The sequence below is a fragment of the Marinomonas sp. ef1 genome (assembly GCF_002806845.1).
Taxonomy (GTDB): domain Bacteria; phylum Pseudomonadota; class Gammaproteobacteria; order Pseudomonadales; family Marinomonadaceae; genus Marinomonas; species Marinomonas polaris.
Genome location: NZ_NHTT01000003.1, coordinates 254,387 through 279,256 on the forward strand (window position 1 = coordinate 254,387; position 24,870 = coordinate 279,256).

The 24,870-nt window shown below is 43.7% G+C and carries 20 protein-coding genes; 18 read left to right on the forward strand and 2 right to left on the reverse strand.

Going from position 1 to position 24,870, the window contains the following annotated elements:
* Window positions 1-28 precede the first annotated feature (28 nt).
* The 4 genes from hmgA to fahA all read left to right on the forward strand — a co-directional run bounded on the left by hmgA (window position 29) and on the right by fahA (window position 4,595).
* On the forward strand, window positions 29-1,369 hold the full coding sequence (hmgA, locus tag CCS02_RS05895; RefSeq protein ID WP_100636082.1) for a homogentisate 1,2-dioxygenase: 1,341 nt from the start codon (window positions 29-31) through the stop codon (window positions 1,367-1,369).
* Between the two features lie 149 nt (window positions 1,370-1,518).
* Window positions 1,519-2,595: a 4-hydroxyphenylpyruvate dioxygenase gene (gene hppD / locus CCS02_RS05900; protein ID WP_100636083.1), complete on the forward strand. Its 1,077-nt coding sequence runs from the start codon at window positions 1,519-1,521 to the stop codon at window positions 2,593-2,595.
* An 11-nt stretch (window positions 2,596-2,606) separates the two neighbouring features.
* Complete coding sequence (gene maiA / locus CCS02_RS05905; protein WP_100636084.1) at window positions 2,607-3,254, forward strand: maleylacetoacetate isomerase; 648 nt, start codon at window positions 2,607-2,609, stop codon at window positions 3,252-3,254.
* A gap of 51 nt (window positions 3,255-3,305) precedes the next feature.
* Window positions 3,306-4,595: a fumarylacetoacetase gene (gene fahA / locus CCS02_RS05910; RefSeq protein WP_100636085.1), complete on the forward strand. Its 1,290-nt coding sequence runs from the start codon at window positions 3,306-3,308 to the stop codon at window positions 4,593-4,595.
* A 143-nt stretch (window positions 4,596-4,738) separates the two neighbouring features.
* Here fahA and CCS02_RS05915 read toward each other — a convergent pair whose 3' ends face one another.
* Together CCS02_RS05915 and CCS02_RS05920 are read right to left on the reverse strand one after the other, a co-directional pair.
* Entirely contained in the window at window positions 4,739-7,636 is a 2,898-nt protein-coding gene (locus CCS02_RS05915) for a ligand-binding sensor domain-containing diguanylate cyclase (RefSeq protein ID WP_100636086.1), read from the reverse strand.
* A gap of 500 nt (window positions 7,637-8,136) precedes the next feature.
* Complete coding sequence (locus CCS02_RS05920; protein WP_100185641.1) at window positions 8,137-8,943, reverse strand: M48 family metallopeptidase; 807 nt, start codon at window positions 8,941-8,943, stop codon at window positions 8,137-8,139.
* 370 nt (window positions 8,944-9,313) lie between these two features.
* On the opposite strand from CCS02_RS05920, the gene CCS02_RS05925 reads away from it, so the two are divergent.
* The 14 genes from CCS02_RS05925 (at window position 9,314) to CCS02_RS05980 (ending at window position 24,710) form a co-directional block, all read left to right on the forward strand.
* On the forward strand, window positions 9,314-11,518 hold the full coding sequence (locus CCS02_RS05925; RefSeq protein ID WP_157807975.1) for a GGDEF domain-containing protein: 2,205 nt from the start codon (window positions 9,314-9,316) through the stop codon (window positions 11,516-11,518).
* 273 nt (window positions 11,519-11,791) lie between these two features.
* Window positions 11,792-12,979 carry a threonine--tRNA ligase gene (gene thrS, locus CCS02_RS05930; RefSeq protein ID WP_100636088.1) on the forward strand — a complete coding sequence of 396 codons (1,188 nt, stop codon included), beginning with the start codon at window positions 11,792-11,794 and terminating at the stop codon, window positions 12,977-12,979.
* A 173-nt stretch (window positions 12,980-13,152) separates the two neighbouring features.
* Complete coding sequence (locus tag CCS02_RS22240; RefSeq protein WP_198432013.1) at window positions 13,153-13,314, forward strand: type II toxin-antitoxin system ParD family antitoxin; 162 nt, start codon at window positions 13,153-13,155, stop codon at window positions 13,312-13,314.
* 162 nt (window positions 13,315-13,476) lie between these two features.
* Window positions 13,477-14,472, forward strand: coding sequence for a 5'-nucleotidase (locus CCS02_RS05935; protein WP_100636089.1), 996 nt, complete (start codon window positions 13,477-13,479; stop codon window positions 14,470-14,472).
* 112 nt (window positions 14,473-14,584) lie between these two features.
* On the forward strand, window positions 14,585-14,983 hold the full coding sequence (locus tag CCS02_RS05940; RefSeq protein WP_100636090.1) for a hypothetical protein: 399 nt from the start codon (window positions 14,585-14,587) through the stop codon (window positions 14,981-14,983).
* Window positions 14,984-15,001: 18 nt separating this feature from the next.
* Entirely contained in the window at window positions 15,002-15,208 is a 207-nt protein-coding gene (locus CCS02_RS22140) for a hypothetical protein (protein WP_157789856.1), read from the forward strand.
* A gap of 285 nt (window positions 15,209-15,493) precedes the next feature.
* A complete protein-coding gene (locus tag CCS02_RS05945) occupies window positions 15,494-16,189 on the forward strand; it encodes a VC0807 family protein (RefSeq protein ID WP_100636091.1) in 696 nt (231 codons plus the stop codon).
* Between the two features lie 499 nt (window positions 16,190-16,688).
* Entirely contained in the window at window positions 16,689-17,666 is a 978-nt protein-coding gene (locus CCS02_RS05950) for a dipeptidase (protein ID WP_100636092.1), read from the forward strand.
* A gap of 67 nt (window positions 17,667-17,733) precedes the next feature.
* Window positions 17,734-18,279 carry a DUF5943 domain-containing protein gene (locus CCS02_RS05955; RefSeq protein WP_100636093.1) on the forward strand — a complete coding sequence of 182 codons (546 nt, stop codon included), beginning with the start codon at window positions 17,734-17,736 and terminating at the stop codon, window positions 18,277-18,279.
* Window positions 18,280-18,348: 69 nt separating this feature from the next.
* Window positions 18,349-20,415: a dimethylglycine demethylation protein DgcA gene (dgcA, locus tag CCS02_RS05960; protein WP_072840477.1), complete on the forward strand. Its 2,067-nt coding sequence runs from the start codon at window positions 18,349-18,351 to the stop codon at window positions 20,413-20,415.
* A gap of 12 nt (window positions 20,416-20,427) precedes the next feature.
* Window positions 20,428-22,353, forward strand: coding sequence for a (Fe-S)-binding protein (locus CCS02_RS05965; protein ID WP_100185634.1), 1,926 nt, complete (start codon window positions 20,428-20,430; stop codon window positions 22,351-22,353).
* A complete protein-coding gene (etfA, locus tag CCS02_RS05970) occupies window positions 22,353-23,639 on the forward strand; it encodes an electron transfer flavoprotein subunit alpha (RefSeq protein ID WP_100185633.1) in 1,287 nt (428 codons plus the stop codon). The genes CCS02_RS05965 and etfA overlap by 1 nt, the downstream gene beginning before the upstream one ends.
* Window positions 23,629-24,405, forward strand: a complete 777-nt coding sequence (gene etfB, locus CCS02_RS05975; protein ID WP_072840480.1) for an electron transfer flavoprotein subunit beta — start codon at window positions 23,629-23,631, stop codon at window positions 24,403-24,405. Before etfA ends, etfB begins: the two co-directional genes overlap by 11 nt.
* Before the next feature lie 74 nt (window positions 24,406-24,479).
* A complete protein-coding gene (locus CCS02_RS05980; protein WP_072840481.1) occupies window positions 24,480-24,710 on the forward strand; it encodes a hypothetical protein in 231 nt (76 codons plus the stop codon).
* Window positions 24,711-24,870 lie beyond the last annotated feature (160 nt).

Here is a 24,870-nt window from a genome sequence, read left to right on the forward strand (position 1 = left end):
ATTTTCACTTACTATTTCGGCTTAAGTCATGTCTTATCTCAGCGGCTTTAGAAATTATCATTCGACCGAGGCGTTAGCGGGCGTTTTGCCTATTGGACAGAACAGTCCTCAGCGCTGCGCATTTGGTTTATATGCAGAACAGATCAGTGGCTCTGCATTTACGGCACCCCAAGGACACAATCTACGTAGCTGGATGTACCGCATTAGACCTAGTATTGCGCATCGAGCTGACGGAGACTTGGTTGAGTTCGTTAACTGGGTATCTCAATCAGACGATAGCAATACGCAAATCGCCTTTGATCCGCTTAGATGGAATCCATTAGCGGCTGCAGAAGGGCATTGGGTTGAGTCTGTTCGCACCTTAACTATCGCAGGCTCTGCAAGCTCGCAAATTGGTATGTCAGCGAGTATTGCTACATTGCATGAGAAGCAACAGCCTGTATTACAAAACCATGATGCAGAAATGTTGGTCATGCCGATCAGTTCGTCTATTAGCTTGCGGACTGAGTTTGGTGTGCTGGATATTGGTGTTGGCTCGCTTGGTGTTATTCCGCGTTCTGCATTTGTTGAATTAAGCACTGAAAATACAACCCAAATTTACTTGTTAGAAAATTATGGTTCACCTTTTGAATTGCCTAATCGTGGTGCCATAGGCGCGAATGGTTTGGCGAATGAACGAGACTTTGAATATCCAACGGCGAGCTTTGTAGAGCAACAAACAGCAACTTGGGTGATTGAAAAGAGAGAAGGGCGCTTTCGTGAATTCACCCTTGAACATTCGCCATTTGATGTGCTTGGTTGGCATGGAAATCATGCTCCTTATCGATATGACTTGAGACGCTTTAATACTCTTGGCTCGATAAGCTATGATCATCCTGATCCTTCGATTTTTACGGTTCTGACGTCACCAAGTCAAACTGCCGGTGTGGCAAATATAGATGTGGTGGTATTTGGTGATCGTTGGTTGGTTGCTGAAAATACCTTTCGTCCACCTTGGTATCATCGTAATGTCATGGCTGAGTTTATGGGATTAATTTACGGTACGTACGACGCTAAACCGAATGGTTTTTTGCCTGGAGGTGCTAGTCTTCATAATGCTGGTTCGCCACATGGCCCTGATTATGATGCGTTTTCAAAAGCATCAGCGTCAGAATTGACTCCCCATAAATTATCAGGAACACTCGCGTTTATGTTTGAAACCAGTGCGCCTCAGCGAATTACCCACTTTGCAGCGAATGCGACTGAACGTCAAAAAGACTATGTCGGCTGTTGGAAAGACATTCAACCAGCTAGCCAAATTATTAAAGAGTTCAACGTACCGGATAACAAAAGTAGGAACAACAAAAGTACGGACAGCCACAATGGGTAATCTTTGCTCTGGGCGTCTACAATTATCTATTGCACTCCACTGGTCTCGAAGTGTGCGGGGGATTGCTATTCCGCCGCCTTCACAGGCTTAAAATCATTGCCTTTTAAATACATTATTTTCCAAATATAACGATAAATAGGAATACAGAAATGGCAGATTTATTTGAAAACCCAGTTGGATTAGACGGTTTTGAATTTGTAGAGTTTGCAGGCCCCAACCCAGAGAAAATAGCGGAAGTGTTTCAGCTTATGGGGTTTGAATTAGTCGCGAAACACCGTTCGAAAGATGTCGAGCTTTATCGACAAGGCGGCATTAATTTTATCTTAAATAAAGAAAAAGGCAGTGAGGCCTATTACTTTGGTCAGGAACACGGCAATGCCGCAGCAGGCATGGGGTTTCGTGTTAAAAATGCACACAAAGCCTACGAGTATGTTCTATCTAAAGGTGCTAAACCAATGGATATTCCGACTGGTCCTATGGAACTTAGGTTGCCTGCAATCAAGGGGATTGGTGGCGCGCCTATTTATCTAATCGACCGTTATGACGATGGTTTATCCATCTATGATATTGATTTCGAGTTCCTGCCAGATGTAGATAAAAAGCCTGTAGGTCATGGCTTTTACGAGATTGACCATCTGACTCACAATGTCTACCGAGGTCGTATGGCCTATTGGGGACGCTTCTATGAAACCTTATTTAACTTTCGTGAGATTCGTTACTTCGATATCAAGGGTGAATATACTGGTTTAACGTCACGAGCGATGACGGCTCCCGATGGGAAAATTCGTATTCCCTTGAATGAAGAAGCAGCTGGTGGCTCAGGTCAAATTGAAGAGTTTCTTATGTCTTTCAATGGCGAAGGCATTCAGCATATTGCTTTGCGCACAGACAATTTAATGGCCAGTGTCGATTCCTTGCGTGCCAGTGGTATTCAGCTGATGACGGCACCACCGGAGACCTATTACGACATGCTGGAAGAGCGCCTTTCTGGTCATGGTGAAAAGGTCGATGAGCTGAAAGCGCGCGGTATTTTGCTGGATGGCACTATCGACGGCGCGCCACGATTATTGCTGCAAATATTCTCTACCAATCAGTTAGGCCCAGTGTTTTTTGAGTTTATCCAACGCAAAGGCGATGACGGTTTTGGGGAAGGCAACTTTAAAGCCTTGTTTGAATCCATAGAGCGCGATCAAGTAGCTCGTGGCGTCATCGAAACTAATGCGTAAAGGATGAAGTAATGGAAAACGTTGGTACGCTTTATTCTTATTGGCGCTCTTCTGCAGCCTATCGAGTCAGAATTGCGCTTGCTCTAAAGGGTTTATCTTATGACACCGCTTTCGTTCACTTGGTTAACGGCGGCGGTGAGCAGCATTCCCCTGAATATAAGTCGTTAAATGCGCAAGGCTTGGTGCCGAGTTGGCAAGATGAAGAGGGCGTACTAACGCAATCTTTGGCTATTATCGAATACATCAATGATTGCCATCCTGATACGCCTTTGCTTCCCGCAGCGCCTTTTGCGCGCGCCAAAGTCCGTGCGATGGCGCAAGCGATTGCCTGTGAAATCCACCCGATTAACAACTTACGCGTTCTTAAATACCTTCGTACTAGTGTGGGTTTAGACGACGATGCGGTTAATAGTTGGTATCAGCATTGGGTGAGCGAAGGCTTGGGCGCCTTGGAATTAATGGTCGAAGATGACGGTTTTTGTTATGGCAACACGCCATCGCTTGCGGATATCTGTCTGATTCCTCAACTGTATAACGCTCGTCGTTTTAACGTCGACTTAACAATCTATCCCAAATTGTGTCGTATCGAAGCCAACTGTCTTCAGCTAGAAGCATTTAAGCAAGCGGGGCCAGAAGCCCAAGCTGATGCACAACTGTAAGTGAGTTAAATATGATAAATACTAAACAAAGTCACCTTAAGGAGATGTTCTGTGAATACCAATCGCATTAACAGCTGGTTGCCGAGCGCTAACATGGCAGGTTGCGAATTTCCCTTAGCGAACTTGCCTTATGCAGTCTTTTCCAGTGCCGATCAAATACATCATATTGGTGTCGGCATTGGCGATAAAATTGCTAATCTGAACGCACTTGAAGAAGCTGGGCTATTGGATAGTTTGGATCATAGCTTGCGTGACGCCGTCAAACAAAATGCTCTGAATCAACTGATGGGGCTAGGTCATAAACAATGGCATGCGCTGCGTCTTCGTTTGACCGAATTGTTCAGCAATAGCGCTTACCAAGACAAAGTAGAGCCTTGCTTGATTCCTCAGTCAGAGGTTGCTTTTCATTTGCCTTGTCAAATTGGTGACTACACAGATTTTTATACGTCTGTGCATCATGCCACACGAGTTGGGTCATTGTTTCGTCCAGATAATCCTCTGTTGCCAAACTACAAATGGATACCGATTGGCTATCATGGTCGAGCGTCTTCCATACGTGTCTCGGGCGAAGCATTCAAGCGTCCGGCAGGGCAGTTAAAAGCACCTGACGCCGAGCGTCCAGTATTAGAACTCTGTAAACGTCTTGATTATGAGTTGGAGCTAGGGATTTTTATTGGCAAAGGTAGCCAGTTAGGAACGCCTATTTCAATGGCCGACGCTGAACAGCATGTTTTCGGTGTGTCCATGTTTAACGACTGGTCTGCTCGCGATATTCAGGCATGGGAATATCAACCTTTAGGGCCATTCTTGTCGAAAAACTTCTTTTCCAGTCTAAGTCCTTGGGTCGTACCGATGGCGGCGCTGGAACCTTATCGCTGTGATTGGACGCGAGATGCTGAAGACCCTCAACCGCTTGATTATCTAGACTCTAAAGCGAACCGCACCAAAGGCGCGATAGACATCAAGCTAGAGGTTTGGATAGAAACGGCCAAAATGCGAGCGAACAATCAGCCCGCTGAACGCCTTGCAAAAAGTAACTTCAAAGACTCTTACTGGACTATTGCGCAAATGGTGGCCCACCACACAGTGAATGGATGTGATCTAAAACCGGGAGACCTATTTGGCAGTGGTACTCAGTCTGGTCCAGATCTTGAAGAGTCCGGTTCTCTTCTTGAGCTCACCGTAGGCGGAAAGAATCCGATTACATTGAGTAATGGCGAGCAACGTACCTTTGTTGAAGATGGCGACCGAATTATTCTCAAAGGTTACTGTGGAGACGATCAACTAAGAATTGGCCTAGGGCAGGTGGATAACCTTGTTCAGGCTGGCAACAAGCCTTAATGACTAGGCTTGTCTTTATATAGCATCAAGCTAAATCTCTAGAAAAATAGCTCTGGTTCCAATGAACTAGAGCTATTTTTTATCTTATTCTACATACGGCAAGCTTAAGAAACTGCTAGAAATAGGTCATTACTTAAAGGCTGTTACTGCCAAATTTCAACTCGGTTACGGCCTTGCTCTTTGGCTCGATATAAGGCTTGGTCGGCGAGGCGGAGTAAATCTTGGTAGCTCTCTACTTGATGAGCAAACGCCACGCCCATACTGACCGTCATGGTCAAATCGGCTGCGATGTCGCTATAGTCATAAGTTTCAATACAATGACGTATATTTTCGCAATAAGCCGCCACATCTGCATCATTCATATCTTTAATCATCAAGGTGAATTCTTCACCGCCCCAACGAGCTGCATGTATCTGATTATCGGCAAGCAGTTGTAGCTGTTTAGCGAGCGCCTTTATCGCCTTATCTCCAATCAAATGAGAATAATGGTCATTGATTTTTTTGAAGTGGTCGATATCCATAATAACCAAGGCGAGCGGTGTTTGTTGCTGCTTGGCTTGAATAAACTTGTCGCTGAGCCATTTATCAAAAGCACGTCGATTTGGTAAACCAGTCAACTTATCTTCATTGGCTTGACGCTGGAAATCTTCCGATTGTTGACGCAATGCATAGGTTTGTTTTTCGACTAGGGCTTTTAGTTTTAACTCACTTTTTTGCAATCGTTGTACGCGCCATTTTATGCTACCAGCAAGAATGATCAGCACCAAAAGCGCTAAGCCGATCTGTACCTCTAAGCGCTGCCAGAAGTGGGGTAAAATAGTGAACTCATAAACTTGATCAGCATTATTCCAGTCACTATATGGGTATCGGGCACTGACCAGAAACTTATATTTACCCGGTGCTAAATTGGTGTATTCGGCAATGGTATTTTTGCCCCTAGAAGCCCAGTTATCTTCAAAACCTACTAGCCTTGTCCGATATTCAATACGGGAAGACATGATGTATCCGAGTCCTGCATAGTTAAATACGACTCTATTAGTACCTGCAGGTAATATGTTTTGCTGATTGGCAGACAGTTCAAATCCGTCTGCCAATATAGATTCTATGGTGAGAGGCAAGCGTGTTGTGTTTTTTTGCGAGATAGTGGAGCTGTCTATCATGGCAACACCTTTAGAAGTGGCAAACCAGAGCTTGCCATTGTCCATAGCAACCGCTGCAGGGTTCGAGCCGCCATTTGCTTGAGCGCTTGCTAATCCATCACTTTCTGAATAATGCTCAAACGCAATCTCATTTTGGCGACCATCAGCCACAGCATGAGCCTCATGATAGTCGACTCGCCAAATGCCACGATTACTGGTTAGCCAAAGCCCATTAGTACCGTCATAAACTACTTGGAATAGTTTATCTATGGGCAAGCCTGAGCGCCGTCCAACCAAGCCTAGCTGTCCATCTTGTTGGTTATATCGAATTAAGCCGCGGTCCGTAGCAATCCAGACATAACCTTCCTCCATCCAGAAGCCAAAAGCATATTCAGCCTCTTCGAGGTTATTAATAGGAACAATTTCAAAACCATTGGATGTTAATTTGGCAACACCCACTCCAGTTCCTACCCAAATTTGGCCTCGGTCGTCTTCCGCCAATGCCATGATGTAATTGTCAGGTAGGCCATTATTGCGAGTGAAAATTTGTTGCTGGCCAGCGGCATTTCGTTGCACAAGGCCATTGGTTGTACCAATCCATAAATTGCCGTGACTGTCTTCTAAAATGGATCTGACTTCATCGCTGGGTAATCCATTTCCATGATCAAACTGAGGGATTAATTGCTGATCTTTCCAGAGCATTAGACCATTAAGATAAGTGCCTACCCAAATGCCACCATCATGCTGCTTAGCAAAGCTAAGGACAGAAACAGGAGCGCTATTATTAGCGCGCGCATTACGGGCGATATTGTTATGAATAAGGCTAAGGCCTTCACTTGAGCCAACCAGTACAGTATCGGAATCAATGTCGATAACGCTGCGAACATAATCGCCTACTAGATTGCGGCTCTTAGCCCAAGTAGTAAAAGGCGCTTTGCGCAGACGCACCAAACCGCCATTAGTGCCAATCCAAATGCTGCCTTCGAAGTCCTGTAATATGGATAACACACGATTATTCGGCAAACCAGAATGAGTATTTAGTCTTTCTATGTGACTATTGCTGACCTTTATAAGGCCATTCTTGATAGTACCTAACCACAGGTTGTTTTCGTCATCTTCCATTAGAGCGCTAATGGCTTCACCTGCCAAACTAGGATGTACAATGCTGGCTCTATTATCTTCTAAAATAAAAGCGCCTCTTTCAGTGGCCACCAATAGACGTTTGTCGTTAGTTTCCAGAATGGAATAAACATGTAACTTTGGTAGATTGAACTTAGTTAATATTTCTTGTTTGTCTTGCCCATTTAGATGATATAAACCTTCTTCAGTTGTCGCCAAAATTCGACCTTTACTGTCTTCAAGTAATCGGTAAGCACTAATGTTCTGTAATACCCAAACTTCTTCAGTGGCAACATTTTCAATACTTGGCTTTGGCCGATGAAAAACGCCCAACCCTTCAACGGCTATCCAAAGGTCGCCGGAACTGTCTTTGAGCACGTTATTTACCATACTTGCAGCAGCAGATTGTGGCTGCCAGAGATTACCTTGGCGATACGTAATGCCACCTCTCACTCCAGCAATCCACAAGCCATTATCAGAGTCTGATACGAGAGTTCGAATACCTGAATCTAAAATGCCCGTTTTATCCGAGCGCTCATAAAAACGAAAATCACGACCATTGTAACGGGCAACACCTTCCCAAGTTGCAAACCATATATAACCATCAGAAGTTTGCGCGATGGCATTAATACTGTTGTGTGGAAGGCCTTCATGAGTAGACCAAGTGTCTTTGAAATAATCTGAAAGAGGAGTAGAGGTGTTCGCATGAGCCACATTCAAAGCGCATAACAACACAATTCCTAACCATAATGGCATTGTTCTATGCGAATAGATAAGCGTCATTTTTCCCTCATACTTATACAGATTAATAACATCGAGCCTGATTGTTATTCACTATCAAAACATCTCTAGGTAGCGATATATACAATATATTGGTTTGCGAGTTTTAATATAAATTGAACACTAAGACTAGATGAGAATCAGTCTTAGAAAATTGGCCGAATATTACCATAAAGATTTTGAATGCAATGTTTCTAAATGTTAATGAAATGCCGAGTACAGCTTGAAACTTCGTGGAAATTACACCTTATTCGCGAAATATTACAGAACTTGTATTAGGTTATGATTAATAAATTCTGCTTATGACTAATGTCTAGAATATATCGCAAAAAAAAAGCAGAGGGAAGTTGATGGATTTTTACTGGAAAGGAGGAAATAAAGGGAAAGGGCCAGTACATCTGTTTATTAGCACTTAAACGTCTCAGAGACAGGTTAAATCGCGATTAACTTTTACGTTCTAACTTGTCTCTGATGGTTTTTAGCTTAAGGTCTTGATTTAAGACTTAGTAACATTTTGCCTCTTTATTCTGCGCAACCAAGGCTTCATAAATCGGCAGATTTTTTGGCAAATTGGCTTGTAAATTTTTAATACGATTAGAGTTTGATGGGTGAGTCGACAACAACTCAGGTGTTTTACTCTCGCCGCCAGCACTCATATTACGCCACAACTGAACGCTTTCTCGCGGATCAAAGCCCGCTTCCGCCATGTATTCTAAGCCTAGTAAATCGGCTTCTGATTCATGCGAACGGCTGAAAGGTAAAATAATACCGACCTGCGCACCAAGCCCCAATGCTTGGAAAATTGCAATTTTCTCTGGTGATTCCTCACCACTCAACTGATACCCTAGCGCCAAAGCTTGGCTAGTCGCCAACTGAGTCGAAACGCGCTCATTACCGTGTCGCGCAATCACGTGCGCCAACTCATGCCCAACTACTGCCGCCAACTGAGATTGATTGTCCGCTACTTTTAATAAGCCAGTATAAACACCCACCTTATAGCCTGGCAGAGCAAACGCGTTTACCTGCTCATCGTTAAACAACACAACTTCCCAATCTTGATTACGATATTTATCCGGTAACACCGCAATTAGTGTATCCGCCACACATTGTACCTGTTCACGTAACTTCGCATCCGATGATGCAGGCGTTTCCTTCTTCATCTCAGTAAAAGACTGAATACCCATCTCATTCATTTGACTGTCTGGCAGCACCGCAAACTGCTTACGACCTGTAGGCGAAGAACTACAACCCACCATCACAACTAACACCGCCGCCAGCGCGGCCTTAAAAGAAACCTTTATAAACACCATCGTAAAACCGCCTTGAAAACTGCTGGACTGTTGGATATGGATGTCATTATAGAGAAGGGTTTTTGTTAGAAGCAAATAGATATGGGATTTAGTTTGTTAAAGGTTTTGTCAGGACTAGGGCAAGTAGTGGGTAGCGTCATGTAGGATCTAACATGACGTTCTTAAAATGCGTTTTAAATTGTTCTGCTGCTTTATTGAAGACTCACTTAGAATTGTAAACGATTCTTTACAATACCAATATCTACTTTGAGTTAGGATGTAAATATGCCAAGGGGAAGAGCATATTGTTAATGAAAGGAAAGTGACTGAAGTATTGAGATGCATAGGATGCATTTCGTTCCCTTAATATAAGCTTTGGTTGAGTAATATCTTGAAGCAATTACAGACTGCATTTTTTTATTTTATTTCGTTGTTTTTTGCTACAGCATTATTGTGCTTGCCGGCAAACGTATCTGCGCAGGATATGAATTTAGGTGACGGTTGGGAATATGCGTGGGGAGACTCTGCGTTTAATTCTGATGGTGTTCCCTTATGGACGCAACAAAATAGCCTAGCTGATTGGCAACCCATTGCTTTTCCTGCCGATCCACCTGCTCGTAGTGCTCACGATAATGTTTGGTTTCGTATAAAACTTCCGCAACATGTTTATAGAGATCCTGTATTTTACGCGTCCAGTATAGATTTATTGGCTGAAGTGTATTTGGATGGTGAGCTTATTTATAAACATGGTCAGTTAGATCAGAATGGTGTAGGTGTATTTGCTGGTTGGCCTTGGCACATGATTACTCTGCCTGAGAATTTTGCGGGCAAAACACTCTATTTTCGGGTGTATTCAAATTATATAAATATTGGCTTTTGGGGAGAGCGAAAGCTCACCGAGCGAGTTGATGCCCTGAAACAAATTATCGAAGAGTCATTGCAAGGTTTTATAGTCGCTGGCGTGACCATTTTTATTGCGTTAATGGCGGCTATTTTTGCCATGTTAAAAGGTCAGCGTCGCCAATTTCTGAATGTATGTCTCTTTTCTCTTGCGGCAGCGGGACTAGTGTTGGGAGACATTCCAGCTATGAAGCTCATTTGGGATCAACCCTTACTTTGGAACTATATCGGTGCGTACGCGTATTTTTTACTCCCAATTCCAATGTTTATGTTGTTGGCTGAGTGGTTATCAGATGCCGGTTTAGAGGTTCGTCATTTTCAGTGGCTCTGGCGTGCTCATTTTGTGTTTTTGTTGTTAGCAGCAATTGGAAGCGTGTCTGGCCTCCTTCATCTTACTCAGCTTTATCCAGCATTTGATGGCATGTTTATCGTGACGTTACTCCTGCTGGTAGTTTTTGTTCTATTGGTGTTTAACCGTGTTCGTCTGGAGCAAAAATTACTTATTCTGGCTTACTTTGGTTTTTGCTCTGTAATGATGCTTGATATGGCGGTTGCACATAATTGGATATCATGGAGTTCTGTTCCTGTTTCTAGTGGTGCGCTGCTATTTTCTGTAGCGATCATTGGTTTGTCTTTTAACCATTATTTGTCTACTCAAAGAAGATTAGCGAAGCTGAATATATCATTAGAGTCTAAAGTCATTGAGCGTACCGAGCAGCTGAGCATTATGGTAAAGCAAGAAGCATTACGCGCTAATGGTTTGTTATTTCAGCAAGAAAAGCTTGAAATTGTCAGTGATATTATCTTTGAACTAGAAAGCTGCCATACACTAGAAGTAGGAATTGAAAAGATAACCAATAACATCGAAGCACTTTGTGCGCCTTTTTCTGGTGTATTTAGCATTGCGGTTACAGATGAATGGCGAAATGTTCACTGCTGGGGTCATGCCATTGACGCTCCTCTCCCTGAAAATACAGCACTGATCAAGCTTAAGTTTAATAACGAGCAGGGCGTTTTTCCATTTAGAGTCGTTAACCAGCAAGGTTCTGTTCGTTATGTTGCGCTACTGCAAGTTCAGGCAACAGACGTTCTTAATGGGTATCCTGTAGCGCACTTTATGAAACTGCTAAAGCGAGCGGTAGAAAAAATAAACATTACCTTAGCGAATATTGCCTTACGCGAGGAACTGCAACGCTTTTCCTATGAAGATGAGCTCACAGGGTTAAAAAATCGCCGCTTTTTCTCTGAGGTTATGGAACATGAAATTGCATCTGCTGAACAAAATCAAGAAGCGTTATCGCTACTGATTTGCGATATCGATTACTTTAAAAAATTCAACGACACCTATGGTCACCCTGCCGGTGACGAAGCACTGAAAACCCTCGCTAGCTTACTGAGTCACTTTTTCCATGAAGGTGATATTGTTTGTCGTTTGGGAGGAGAAGAGTTTGTCGTTGTTATGCCTAGAGTCACAAGTGAAGACTGCTTACGAAAAGCCGAGCAATTAAGGGCTGCTGTTGAAAAAACACAAATAGAGTATGAAGGGTACTTGCTCGAAAATATCACCATTTCGATTGGCATATCAAGCTGGCCAGAACTAATTTCAGATCCGCGACAACTATTCCAACAAACAGACTCAGCCTTGTATCAAGCCAAAGAAAGTGGCCGCAACTGTATTCGGATAACGGAAAAGTAGAGCGTGCTATTTGCATACAATTGAATTAAAGACAGGTTTTACTATTTACCCGTTGTCTAAAAAGGTATTAAGTGATAAAGATATTCCCATGAACCCTTTATTAAGTTTTTTCCAATACAGCACCTCTACCACCACGACCACAAGGTTGTTTGGAGGGTAGCTGCTATTTGATTAAAAAAGCCCTCTGAGCGAATCGCCAGAGGGCTTTTTTATGTCTATTTCTTGTTGTTCGCTCAGAGTATTTCACTAAAAATCTTTCATTAGGAGAAAGATATGAAAACTCATCGCGAACTCGCGGAACAGCTCGATTTATTTCATTCAGAACAACAAGCACCAGGAATGCTATTTTGGCATCCAAATGGCTGGCATTTGTTTCAAAATATACAAGAACACATGCGACGCTGTTACCGTCAATATGGCTTCAAAGAAGTGCGTACACCTCAGTTAATGAAAAAAGAGCTATGGCACATATCTGGTCATATGGATATGTATGCTCAAGACATGTTCTTTGGTGGCGAGCAAAATGGCGACCAAGAATATGCCTTAAAACCCATGTCTTGTCCTGCTCATATATTGATGTATAAGCGCGGCGTACACAGCTACCGAGACTTACCACTGAAGCTATTTGAATTTGGTTTAGTGCATCGTAATGAATCATCCGGCTCATTAAATGGTTGCCTAAGATTGCGGCAGTTTACTCAAGATGATGCTCATGTTTTTTGTGCCTGGTCTCAGGTGAAACATGAAGTTGGCCAGTTTCTTCAACGGGCAAAACAAATTTATAACGACTACGGCTATCAAGCTCTAGAAGTCAAAATCTCTACTCAACCAGAGCAAGCATTAGGTGACGATGCATCGTGGCGACGTGCGGAAGACATACTTAAAGAAGCCTGTCAGGCGGAAAGTGTTCCTTTTGAAATTCAAATTGGTGAAGGCGCGTTTTATGGGCCAAAAATTGAACTGGCATTACAAGATGCCATGGGGCGAATTTGGCAGTGCGGAACAATACAACTGGACTTCAACTTACCAGATCGTTTCGAATTAGAATTCGACAATGAACAGGGCAAAGCGGAACAACCGATTATCCTACATCAAGCCGTTTATGGCTCGATTGAACGCTGGATCGGCATACTGCTCGAAGTGTCGCAAGGTGTATTGCCCGAATGGATACATCCGCAACCCGTCGCATTAGTTTCTGTTAATGACTCTGTTTTAGACTACGCCAATCTGATACGAGCAGATCTAGAGCAACAAGATATAAACGTCCTGTGTGAATTTGGCGATCACTCCGTTGGCCGCAAAATAAAACGCAGCTTTGAACTCAAAATCCCCAACATTATCATAATAGGAGAGCAAGAAGCCCAAGCGGGAAAACTCACAATCCGCAGAGGCAAACACATTGAAATGATCAACAAGGAAGAACTGATTTCCTTTTTAAAATCCAAGCAAAATCTAAGATAAAAAGGAGAGCACCATGACCTGCGAAACCAGATAGGCCGCCAAGCAATTGGCGGCCTTTTTCGTTATTGGGGTTGATTAGAGCTGGAGTAGTATCGAAATGTTTGTTGTGGTCACTTACTATACTTGGACTTGGTTAAAATAATGATGAACATTCGTAAACTCAGGAGAGATAAATGGACAAAGATACAAAAACTAGCAATGGCAGTAATGATCAGCAAAACATTGACGAGACAAAACTGCAAACACTTCGCAGCCTTATTCAAGAAGGAATCGACAGCGGTGAGGTCGAGTACAGCTATGATGGATTGATGAAAGAAATGGATGGCGAATTTTAGGTGTTACTTAATTTCTAGTTTTTAAAATCATTTGCTTTCATTTAGCCTTTAATGATTTTTGTATTTGAGTTTTTTCGTCGTTTCCAAGGTTTATACTGTTAGAATATGAAAAAATCAGACCTCATCAATAGCTTTACTTTTTACATGTAAAAGGAATTATTTATGCCAGTTGAATTATCAGATACTTTAGTTATAGGTATATCGGCCACAGCTCTTTTTGATTTGTCAGAAGCGGATAGAAAATTTAAAGAAAAATTAAAATCTGATCCTGACTCAGCGATTGATGAATATAGAAAATATATGTTAGAAAAGGAAAATGATACGCTGGAGGCTGGTACAGGTATGCCTCTTGTTAAAGCATTGTTAAATTTAAATACTTTTTTAACAGATCCGAGTGAAGCTCCAATCGTTGAAGTTGTTGTTATATCTCGAAATAGCCCAGAAACAGGCTTTCGTGTTTTAAAGGAAATTCGAAGACGTAAATTACCAATTACTCGATCTGCTTTCTTAGCTGGTGAAAAAAGCTCCAGTTATTTGGAGGCTTTTTATGTAGATCTATTTTTAACCACAAATGAAGAAGACGCTCAGGATGTTATAGATAGTAAGGTTTGTGCTTCGGCATTAGTCAAAGCCCCTCCGAAGGATGTTCATTCTCTTGATGAAAAACAAGTAAGGTTTGCATTTGATGCAGATGCTGTTTTATTTAATGAGGCAAGTGAAATTGTTAATCAAACTGAAGGATTAGGTAAATTTTGGTCCACAGAAGATGAAGATCAAGATATACCTCTATTAGAGGGACCTTACGCTAATTTATTAAAAAAATTATCAAAAGTTCAGGAGCGTTTACCTGGCCGAATTGAGTACTCGCCTGTTAAATTGGTGATAATGACTGCTAGAAATAGCCCAGCTGAAATGAGAGTAATAAAAACACTAAGAGCATGGAATGTTTATATAGATCAAGCATTTTTCTTAGGAGGTCTTGAAAAGAGTCGTTTTTTAAAAGCTTTTAAACCGCATATTTTCTTTGACGATCAAGATTCTCATCTTGATCCTGCAGCCCTTGATATTCCTTGTGCTAAGGTTTTATATCCGAGTAACTCCCCTTTAAAAAAATTGATTGAAGATAGAGCTATGAAACAAAACCACAAAGAAGATTGATAAGAAAAAGCTAGCAAGAATGTGTCCATTTTATGATGGATAACATGTTAGTTATCTTTTGTTAAGTAGCCCGAGTCAGTATTGCTTATAGTTTTAGTTACGAGTAGGTGTAATGGATTTTTTTGTTAATGACATAGTTTGGTGGAAGATATCGCTTAATGGGCTTATGAATGGCTGGATTCCTGGAATTCTGACATTTCTTTTAGGTTTGTTGTTTTCTAAAATATTGGACCATAGAAAGCTTAAGCAAAAACTAAAAAACGATATATTGGAGATTTTCATTCCTGTATTCAATTCAGGTGAGTCCATTTCCATGCCTATGGCAGACGAAGCTTACCGCAAGCTGATAGCTACGTTCAATGCCTACAAAAGAATTTACCCTGGGATGTTCGATAGAGAAGCGGAGAGAAAATTGGGTGAGTTGTTGAGCGAAGGATTTATAGTGGATGGTGAGATCAACAAGAAATTTTTTGAGCCTGATACTATTCAAGATTTAATTAAAGGGTTGTAGAAAAGAGTGTGAGTTATCTTGTCTACAGCTGGCTTGCAATCAAGAAAGTTAACACAGCGTAGTATTCGTTCGAAAAACATGCGGGCTGGGATGGGCTTAACGCCTCTTCGCTCTGTTTCGGCCGCTGATGTGCGCGACTTTATGGAGTTTCAGAGTCAGTTAAAAATACCCTTCTTAAGAGCATCAACAGCATTCTATGCCTTACGAAAAACATCGTCTTGCTAAGCTTAACGCTAAACAGAGTGAATGAAACGTTTGGGCTGAAAGCCCGATAAAAGATTTTTTGCTTTTCTTTTAAGGGAACGTTTGCATCGTTTGGCAAAAGTCACACGCCCAGCGGGGCGGAATAAAGGTCGGGAATACAAAGCATTCGAATGGAACCAAAGAAGGATGAAATCCACAAAACCTCTGGCACTTCTGCCAAAAATCACTGTCTATTCACTTCCATGCGTATTTTTCCTTTATGATAGTCGCCATTAGAATTTGAACTTAAGTTGGAACCTGAAAATTATGAATAGCTATCCTACACACAAGCCACGTCCGATGGTTGACCTTATTGTTAGTGTTATCTTGCCATCGTTAATTTTAATGAAGTTGAGTGGTGAAGATAAGTTAGGTACGACAGGTGGTTTAATTGCCGCGCTGGCGTTTCCTCTTGGTTGGGGGCTTTTTGAGTTAGTGAAGTATCGAAAGTTCAACTTCATTGCCTTGTTAGGTTTGGTGAGTGTGTTGCTGACGGGCAGTATTGGCTTGTTTGAGTTGGACAATAAATGGTTAGCGATTAAAGAAGCCTCTATTCCAGCTATCATTGGTATTGCGGTTTTGATATCGACTTTTACGCCTTATCCTTTGGTGCGAGCCATGTTCTTCAATGCGGCGATCATGGACGTTGACACTATCAAGCAAAAGTTAGAAGAGAACAATAGCACCGCAATGTTTGAAAACCGCTTAATGAAAGCCACGTACTTTATTGCTGGCTCTTTTGCCTTCTCAGCGACAATGAATTACGTCTTGGCTAAATGGATCGTCACCAGCCCAGCGGGAACCGAAGCCTTTAATGAAGAACTAGGACAGATGACGTTATACAGCTATCCAATGATCGCTATTCCATCGATGATCATGTTAATGGCAATCTTCTATTACCTATGGCGCAGCATCCAAAAAGCCACCGGATTGAAACTCGAAGACTTAATCGTTAAGAAATAGCACTAGCTATCAAGCTATTAGAAGAGATTAACCCCATCCTCCGCCTTCCCCTTGAAAACAAAAGGGGAAGGGACTTAGTGATTAGTAAACGTTACCTTCTGCGCTTGAAATCCCGATGAAGTTAGTTCGACGCAACAGCGTTGCGCGACTTTATGGAGTTTCAGAGTCAGTTAAAAATACCCTTCCTAAAAACACCAAAAATAATCTATGCCTTACGATATAACGAGCGTAGGTAACAATCATGAACCTATGAAAAAATCAGGCACTAAAGATCTTAAAGCGAATTTTTGGTTACTTTTTGGGCGCTAGCAAAAAGTTACACGCCCAGCAGGGCGGAATAAAGGTTATGAATATAAAGCGTTTGAATGGAACCCGCATAGATAACCCAAAGACGGTTAGTCGCTTTTAGTCTACCTCTAGTCGTTTCCAGCCACCTCCCACTTGTAGCGAAAAATTACACTGAGTTCATTATGTTTTACCCAACAGGTAAGGAAAAACAATGAACGCAGCAGAGCTACACGACAAGTCCATTATTATTGACGGTTTGATTTGTGCGAAGTGGAATCGCGAGTTATTCGAAGACATGGCGAAGGGCAAGCTGACAGCGGCGAATTGCACTGTGTCGTTTTGGGAAAACTTCGAAGGAACGGTTCGCAATGTGGTTGAGATGAATCAGCTGATCGAAGCTAACAGTGATTTGCTGACTAAGGTTTACACGACAAAAGACATTCACCGCGCGAAAGCCGAAGGCAAAACCGGCGTCATGATGGGCTTTCAAAATGCCCATGCGTTTGAAGATCAAATTGGATACGTTCAGATTTTTAAAGACCTTGGCGTGGGCATTGTGCAGATGTGCTACAACACGCAAAACTTGGTTGGCACGGGCTGTTATGAACGCGACGGTGGTTTGTCTGGCTATGGTCGTGAGATTGTGGCAGAGATGAACCGTGTTGGTATGTTGTGTGATTTATCTCACGTTGGGCCAAATACCGCGAAAGAAGTCATCATCGAATCGAAAAAGCCTGTGGCGTATTCCCATTGTTTGCCTGCGGGTTTGAAAGAACACCCACGTAACCGCACCGACGAAGAGCTTAAGTTTATTGCCGACAACGGCGGTTTTGTTGGTGTCACCATGTTCGCTCCTTTCTTAAAAGCTGGAATTAACGCCACCATAGACGATTACGTGGAGGCCATTAAATACATCTACAACATTGTTGGTGAAGATGCGATTGGTATCGGCACTGACTTTACTCAAGGTCACGGTTACGACTTCTTCGAATACCTAACCCACGACAAAGGTTATGCCCGCCGTCTAACGCGCTTTGGCGAGATTATTAATCCACTTGGTATGCGCACCGTTGGCGACTTCCCTAATTTGACCGAAGCCTTGTTGAAGCATGGTTTTAGTGAACGTCAGGTGGTGAAGATTATGGGTGAGAATTGGGTGAACCTTTTGCAGGAAGTCTGGGGGGAATAGTCAATCGACTATGCTCGTAACGCTTTGCAGTATTTGATCTTAACGAAAAGAATTAAAGGAATTAGATATGAGTTCTCATGCGCCAGAAATGCCAATTGTTGTTGATGATGAAACGGGTGTTTGGACGACGGATGCGCTGCCAATGCTGTATGTGCCGCGTCACTTCTTTGTTAATAACCACATGGGGATTGAAGACGAGATTGGTGCCGAGTGTTATGCCGAGATCCTTTATAAAGCGGGTTATAAGTCAGCGTATTTTTGGTGTGAACAAGAGTCCGAATGCCATGGTATTTATGGCGAGGAGATTTGGCACCATTATTTGAAACGCCTATCGCAGCGCGGTTGGGGCTTTTTTATTACCGAAGAATTAGACATCGAAAAAGGCACGGCAAAAGTGCGCTTGGAAAACTCGGCCTTTGTTTATCACTACGAAAAAATCCACGGTAAGAAAGTTAACCGCAAGGTGGATTATATGTTTACGGGTTGGTTTGCTGGCGCGTTGGATCAGATCTTAGAAAGCAAAGGTTTGGCGACTCGAACTAAAGCGATTCAAACCCAAAGTGCGGCGGAAGAGGGTGTTGACGTCGGTTATTTTCAAGTCACTCCTTTATAGGGTTACGACTATTGCATTCGTAACGTCGTTATTTGTTTTTCAGTCTGTAGTTTTTTAGGCAGGGTTACTATGTCCCAGTATGATGCGTTGTTCGAGCCACTTAACATTAATAAATTAACCATCCGCAATCGTATTGTCAGTACGGCTCATGCTGAGGTGTATGCTACTGATGGCGGTATGACGACAGACCGCTATGTGAAGTATTACGAAGAAAAAGCCAAAGGCGGTTGTGGCTTGTGTATTTGCGGTGGTTCCAGTGTGGTGTCTATCGACAGTCCACAAAGTTGGTGGAGCTCGGTCAATTTATCGACTGATCGCATTATTCCTCATTTCCAAAATCTTGCCGATGCAGTGCATAAGCACGGCGGTAAGATCATGATTCAAATTACTCACATGGGACGTCGTTCTCGTTGGGATGGTGAAAATTGGCCAAACCTGATGTCGCCTTCTGGTATTCGTGAGCCTGTTCACCGTGCGACTTGCAAAACTATCGAAGTTGAAGAAATGTGGCGCATCATTGGTGATTTCGCCCAAGCAGCGCGTCGTGCCAAAGAAGGTGGTTTGGATGGCGTCGAGTTGTCTGCAGTTCACCAGCATTTGATCGATCAGTTTTGGTCGCCACGAGTTAACAAACGCACCGACGAATGGGGCGGCACCTTTGAGGGTCGCATGAAGTTCGGCATGGAAGTATTAAAAGCCGTGCGCGCTGAAGTTGGGCCTGATTTTGCTGTTGGTATGCGTATCACAGGTGATGAATTTCATCCTGATGGCTTAGGCCACGAAGAAATGAAAAAGATTGCTCAGTATTACGATGCGACAAATATGTTGGATTATTTTGGTGTTGTGGGTTCTGGTTGCGACACGCACAATACTTTGGCAAACGTGATTCCAAACATGAGCTATCCACCAGAGCCTTTCTTATATTTAGCGGCGGGCATCAAAGAAGTGGTGAAAGTGCCTGTTATTCATGCACAAAACATCAAGGATCCGAACCAAGCCAAACGTATTATAGAAGCCGGTTATGTGGACTTTGTTGGTATGACTCGTGCTCACATGGCTGATCCGCATTTTATCGCCAAGATCAAAATGGATCAGGTCGATCAAATCCGTCAGTGTGTTGGCGCGAACTATTGTATCGACCGTCAGTATCAAGGCTTGGATGTCTTGTGCATTCAAAACGTCGCGACATCTCGTGAATACATGGGGTTGCCACATATCATTGAAAAAACCACAGGTGTAATTCGCAATGTTGTTGTGGTTGGCGGTGGCCCAGGAGGATTAGAAGCCGCTCGTGTTGCCGCAGAACGAGGTCATAAAGTGACCTTGATCGACAAAGCAGACGAGCTTGGTGGGCAATTGGTGTTAGCAGCCAAAGCGCCACAGCGTGATCAAATCGCCGGTATCACTCGTTGGTTGGTCATGGAAATTGAGCGTTTGGGTGTGGAGGTGCGTTTAGGCACCGCCGCCAGCGAAGAGATGATTAAAGAACTCAATCCAGATATTTGTATTTTGGCCATGGGTGGTCGTCCTTTCTTGGAGCAAAATCCAGAATGGGGCGCAGCAGAAGGTTTGGTGGTGTCCACTTGGGATATTCTCAGCGGTAAGGTCGAACCGGGTAAAAACGTCTTGGTTTACGACACGATTTGTGAGTTTTCAGGCATGTCGGCGGCGGATTACTTGGCTTCCAAAGGCTCGCTAGTAGAATTGGTAACTGACGATATCAAACCCGGTGTTGGTATTGGTGGTACGACGTTCCCGACCTATTACCGTTCCTTGTACGAGAAAGAAGTCATTATGACCTCGGACATGTTGCTCGACAAAGTCTACCGAGAAGACGGCAAGCTGGTCGCTGTGCTTGAGAATGAATACACAGCACAAAAAGAAGAGCGTGTGGTGGATCAGGTAGTCGTCGAAAACGGCACTCGTCCAAATGAAGACTTGTATTACGCTTTGAAAGCCAGTTCGCGCAATAAAGGGCAGATTGATAACGAAGCGTTGTTCGATGTGAAACCTCAACCAGTTCTGAATGATCAGAATGGTGAAGGCATGATCTTGTGGCGTTTGGGTGATGGTGTGTCGCAGCGTAATGTTCACGCCGCAATGTATGACGCTTTGCGCCTCTGCAAGGATTTGTAGGAGTAATAGATCATGATGCTTGATTGGTTACCTCCAACTTTGATAGGTGTTCTGCTTGTGCTCGCCGGAATTGGTGCAGTTCGCCGTATGAACTTATGGCGTGCAGGGCAGGCTGAAAAAGTCGATATTCTAGCGGGCTTGCTGGCAATGCCGAAACGCTATCTGCATGACCTTCATCACGTGGTTGATCGGGATAAGTATATATCTCGCACCCACGTGGCGACGGGCGGCGGTTTTGTATTGGCGATGGTGCTGGTGGTGTTTGTTCACCTGTTTGGCATCGATAGCAAGATTCTGGCGTGGGCGTTATTAGCGGCTTTGGTTATGATGTTTTGCGGTGCACTTTTCGTTTATAAGCGTCGTTTGAATCCGCCTTCGCGCCTTTCTAAAGGGCCGTGGATGCGCTTGCCTAAAAGCTTGCTGACCTTTTCGATCACCTTTTTTGTGCTGACCTTGCCTGCTGCTGGTGTGCTACCGGAGGGCTTTGGTGGTTGGCTGCTTACTTTAGTCTTGTCAGCTTTGATCTTAATGAGTCTCAGTGAAATGCTGTTTGGCATGACGTGGGGCGGGCCGATGAAGCACGCTTTTGCGGGTGCGTTACACCTTGCCCTTCATCGTCGTCCAGAGCGCTTTGGTGGTGGACGTTCTACTGGTTTAAAACCTGCTGTTTTAGGTGAAACGTCACATGGTGTGGCGAAACCAACGGATTTTAAATGGAATCAGTTATTAGGTTTTGATGCTTGTGTGCAATGTGGTCGTTGCGAAGCGGTTTGTCCTGCGTTTGCTGCGGGTCAGCCATTGAACCCTAAAAAGCTTATTCAAGATATGGTGGTGGGTTTTGCTGGTGGCACAGACGAAAACTATGCTGGCAGCCCTTACCCTAATGTTGAAGTAGGCAATGCGAAAGGCGCGCCGAATCAAATCATTACTGACGGTTTGATCCATCCAGATACGCTTTGGTCGTGTACTACTTGCCGAGCTTGTGTGGAAGAGTGCCCAATGATGATCGAGCACGTGGATGCCATCGTCGATATGCGCCGTTTCTTGACACTGGAAAAAGGCGACACGCCGAACAAAGGCGCGCAAGTACTCGAAAACATAATCGCTACGGATAATCCGAATGGTTACTCGCCAGCGAGCCGAACCCATTGGGCTGCGGATCAAAACTTGAATCTGATGAAAGATGTGAAACAAGCGGATGTATTGTTTTGGGTGTCTGACGGTGCTTTTGATATGCGCAGCCAGCGGATTCTTCGAGCATTTGTGAAGTTGATGAAAGCCGCCAATGTTGATGTCGCTATTTTGGGAGATGAAGAATTAGACAGTGGCGACGTTGCCCGTCGTTTGGGCGATGACGCTACTTTCCAAAGCTTAGCAAAACGTAACTTAGCGACCTTGTCGAAATATCAGTTCAACAAGATTGTGACGACTGATCCTCATGCCTTCCATTGTTTGAAAAATGAATACGGTGATTTTGGCTCTGATGCTCTACAGAACGTAGAAGTTTTACACCATACGACTTTCCTAAATCAGTTAGTGAAAGATGGCCGTTTGCAGCTGGATACCTTCAAAGGCGGCAAGGTGACTTATCACGATCCTTGTTATTTGGGACGTTATAACGGCGAGTACGAAGCGCCTCGTGAGCTGTTGGCGAGTTTGGGAATTGAAGTGGCTGAAATGGAACGCTCTGGTTATCGCTCACGGTGTTGTGGCGGCGGCGGTGGCGCGCCAATAACTGACATTCCTGGCGAACGTCGTATTGCTGATATGCGCATGGAAGACGTTATCAGTACAGGTGCAGATATGGTGGCTGTAGGTTGCCAACAATGTACTGCTATGTTGGAAGGCGTGGTAGAACCAAGACCCGTTGTAAAAGATATTGCAGAAATTTTGGCAGGTCAGTTAATTGATAGGCAGTCAATTGAGGAGACACACTGATGAGTCATTTTTCTTCAAAAGACAGCTCTTTAGATAACCTGCTACGCAGAGATCCAAGAACTGAGTGGATTGCTCGAAATCGTTTGCATCCTTTGCATAGTAGTGTGGTTTCTGCCGGACAAGGTGAAATTCGTGGACCATCGGGTTTGTTGCGTAAGAATCCTCATGTTATTGGCTTTATTGGCCCGAATGGCATTAAGCGTATTGATAGGGCGAACCTGTATTCTGCAGGACTTAATAGTAAAAAACGGTCTGGCGAAGCGAAAGAAACACAGCTGCCGTTGCATATCGTCGACAAGCCAGATGCTTACATCATGGTGGTGGCGGATATGATCGGTGGACGTTTGACCAGTCATGACAAAGATATTCTGGGCTTGGCTCATCAGCTAGTGACTGAAGGAAATCAGAACACAGCGGTCGTTTTGGTGTGCTTTGGCGAGAGCAAAGAAACTCAGTTTGATTTGGCGGGTGTGGATCGCTTGATTCATTTATCGGCTGACGAGTTTGAAGGTTTCGCGCCAGAAGTGAGAGTGGCTGCCTTGATACAGATCGAAACTCAGTATCGACCAGAACATTGGCTATTTCCAGATAGTGTTCATGGCGGAAGTGATTTAGCGAGTCGTTTAGCTGCTAAATTGGGTGAACGACCCGCTGCGCAAGCATGGCTAGTGACTGCATCAACTACCGTGAGTCGTGGTGCATCAGGTAGTCAGGACATTCGACGAGAAACTCCACGTATTTTAATGCTCATGGAAGAGTGCGCGAATGCTATCGAAGATACTCGGCATCAGGTTTTACCGCTAGATTTGTCGGAAGAGTTTGTTGTTCCATCGGGTTCTTGCTTGCTTGATAAAGGGCAAATCGAGGTGGACTCTAACGCTGTACCTTTGGCAGAGGCGGAGTTTATTTTGTCAGCAGGTAATGGTATTCATAATTGGGATCAATTCCATTCGGCAGCAGCCGCACTTGGCGCGACCGAGGGGGCCAGCCGTGTTGCGGTTGATGATGGCTTTATGCCTAGGTCTCGTCAAGTGGGCGCGTCGGGGACTTGGGTTACCGCTCGGGTATATTTGGCGGTGGGTATTTCTGGTGCAATTCAACACATGCAGGGTATCGGGCAGTGCGATAAGGTGGTTGCTATTAATACAGATGCTGGTTGTGACATGGTGAAGCGTGCCGATTTGGCGGTGATTGCCGATAGCGAAGCCATATTAGAAGAACTTACTAAGCTTGCTCAGCAATATTCCTTATCTAAAAGCCAAGAGGAGAAAAGCGATGCTGCCTAATATCAATGTGGTTTCTTTGGTTTCGGTAGGGCGTCATCCTCAATCAGGTCGTGCTCGTCGTGCTGAACAAGATGGACGGGCGGTAGAGTTAGGCTTAAATCTTGCTGGTAACACATTAACTGTAGTTCACGCTGGTAATGCACAAGAGCCTGTTCTCCGACAATACGCAGGAATGGGATTACCTTCGTTAACCGTATTGGCACAAGAGAGTGATTGTGATGCTCTGCCTGCGCTTGTCTCATTTTTAAAGGACAAGCATATTGATGTGGTGCTCACTGGCGTTCGCGCAGAAAGCGGCGAGTCGTCTGGAATGTTGCCGTATTTATTGGCCGAGCAATTAGGTTGGCCTTTAGTGCCTCGTGTGGCAGAAATATTGAATATAAAAGAGGGGGAAGCTGAAGTGCTTTTAGCCTTGCCCCGTGGTCAACGCCGTGCGGTGATAGTCAAATTACCTTTTATTGCCAGTGTTGACAATGCAGCGCAAGAGGCACGGCAAACGGCATTTGGTCCAGGACTGAGAGCTGATTTTAAAGTGCTGACCTTAGAAAGAGTTGTTGATGAAGCTGCGAGCCAATGGCAAATCAACATAGCCAAACCTCGTCCTAAACGTTTAAAAGTAGTGAAAGCAAAGACTGCTGCAGATCGAATGAAAGCAGCGACAGCGAAACCAGTTGGCGGAGGTGGTAAAATAATGAAGGACGAAACAGCGGCAGAGAAAGCACAAGCTATCTTTGATCTTTTATTAGAAGAGAAAGTGGTTCGCTAAGTGCTCATTTAGGTATAAGCTATATGTCCCATTGGTTATTGATTGAACAAATTGTTTGTTTATAGGTATGCAATATGATGATTGTAGATTTGGTCGACGAAGTCGATTTTAAAGAAAGACTCATCGCGTTAGGAGCGCCCGTTACTCAAGAGCAAAGTTTGGCACAAGTACAGTCCGCTGTGCTGTCTTGGTTGCAGTCATATCCAGAGCAAACTCCGTTCGTAAAAGATCTTTGTACCGAAATGCAAAAAGACAACACGACTGTTTTGCCAGAAGTCTCTACTGTCATGGCTGCATTTGGTTAACATTAGCTTTTTTGAAATATAAGCTTCATGTCTATCAATAAATTTTAGTTATGAAGTAATAAGCTTGTATGAGTTTTATTACTTCATAATAAGATTTTCATCCTCCTCTTTTTCATAAGCTTTATCTCTCTAAAATAGATTTTTTCTATACTCTTTTCAT

What these genes read in the sequence shown, in the direction of transcription:
- hmgA (WP_100636082.1), top strand. Translation starts at nt 29, where the DNA reads ATGTCTTATCTCAGCGGCTTTAGAAATTATCATTCGACCGAGGCGTTA.
- hppD (WP_100636083.1), top strand. Translation starts at nt 1,519, where the DNA reads ATGGCAGATTTATTTGAAAACCCAGTTGGATTAGACGGTTTTGAATTT.
- maiA (WP_100636084.1), top strand. Translation starts at nt 2,607, where the DNA reads ATGGAAAACGTTGGTACGCTTTATTCTTATTGGCGCTCTTCTGCAGCC.
- CCS02_RS05915 (WP_100636086.1), bottom strand. Translation starts at nt 7,636, where the DNA reads ATGACGCTTATCTATTCGCATAGAACAATGCCATTATGGTTAGGAATT.
- CCS02_RS05920 (WP_100185641.1), bottom strand. Translation starts at nt 8,943, where the DNA reads ATGGTGTTTATAAAGGTTTCTTTTAAGGCCGCGCTGGCGGCGGTGTTA.
- thrS (WP_100636088.1), top strand. Translation starts at nt 11,792, where the DNA reads ATGAAAACTCATCGCGAACTCGCGGAACAGCTCGATTTATTTCATTCA.
- CCS02_RS22240 (WP_198432013.1), top strand. Translation starts at nt 13,153, where the DNA reads ATGGACAAAGATACAAAAACTAGCAATGGCAGTAATGATCAGCAAAAC.
- CCS02_RS05935 (WP_100636089.1), top strand. Translation starts at nt 13,477, where the DNA reads ATGCCAGTTGAATTATCAGATACTTTAGTTATAGGTATATCGGCCACA.
- CCS02_RS05940 (WP_100636090.1), top strand. Translation starts at nt 14,585, where the DNA reads ATGGATTTTTTTGTTAATGACATAGTTTGGTGGAAGATATCGCTTAAT.
- CCS02_RS05945 (WP_100636091.1), top strand. Translation starts at nt 15,494, where the DNA reads ATGAATAGCTATCCTACACACAAGCCACGTCCGATGGTTGACCTTATT.
- CCS02_RS05950 (WP_100636092.1), top strand. Translation starts at nt 16,689, where the DNA reads ATGAACGCAGCAGAGCTACACGACAAGTCCATTATTATTGACGGTTTG.
- CCS02_RS05955 (WP_100636093.1), top strand. Translation starts at nt 17,734, where the DNA reads ATGAGTTCTCATGCGCCAGAAATGCCAATTGTTGTTGATGATGAAACG.
- dgcA (WP_072840477.1), top strand. Translation starts at nt 18,349, where the DNA reads ATGTCCCAGTATGATGCGTTGTTCGAGCCACTTAACATTAATAAATTA.
- CCS02_RS05965 (WP_100185634.1), top strand. Translation starts at nt 20,428, where the DNA reads ATGATGCTTGATTGGTTACCTCCAACTTTGATAGGTGTTCTGCTTGTG.
- etfA (WP_100185633.1), top strand. Translation starts at nt 22,353, where the DNA reads ATGAGTCATTTTTCTTCAAAAGACAGCTCTTTAGATAACCTGCTACGC.
- etfB (WP_072840480.1), top strand. Translation starts at nt 23,629, where the DNA reads ATGCTGCCTAATATCAATGTGGTTTCTTTGGTTTCGGTAGGGCGTCAT.
- CCS02_RS05980 (WP_072840481.1), top strand. Translation starts at nt 24,480, where the DNA reads ATGATGATTGTAGATTTGGTCGACGAAGTCGATTTTAAAGAAAGACTC.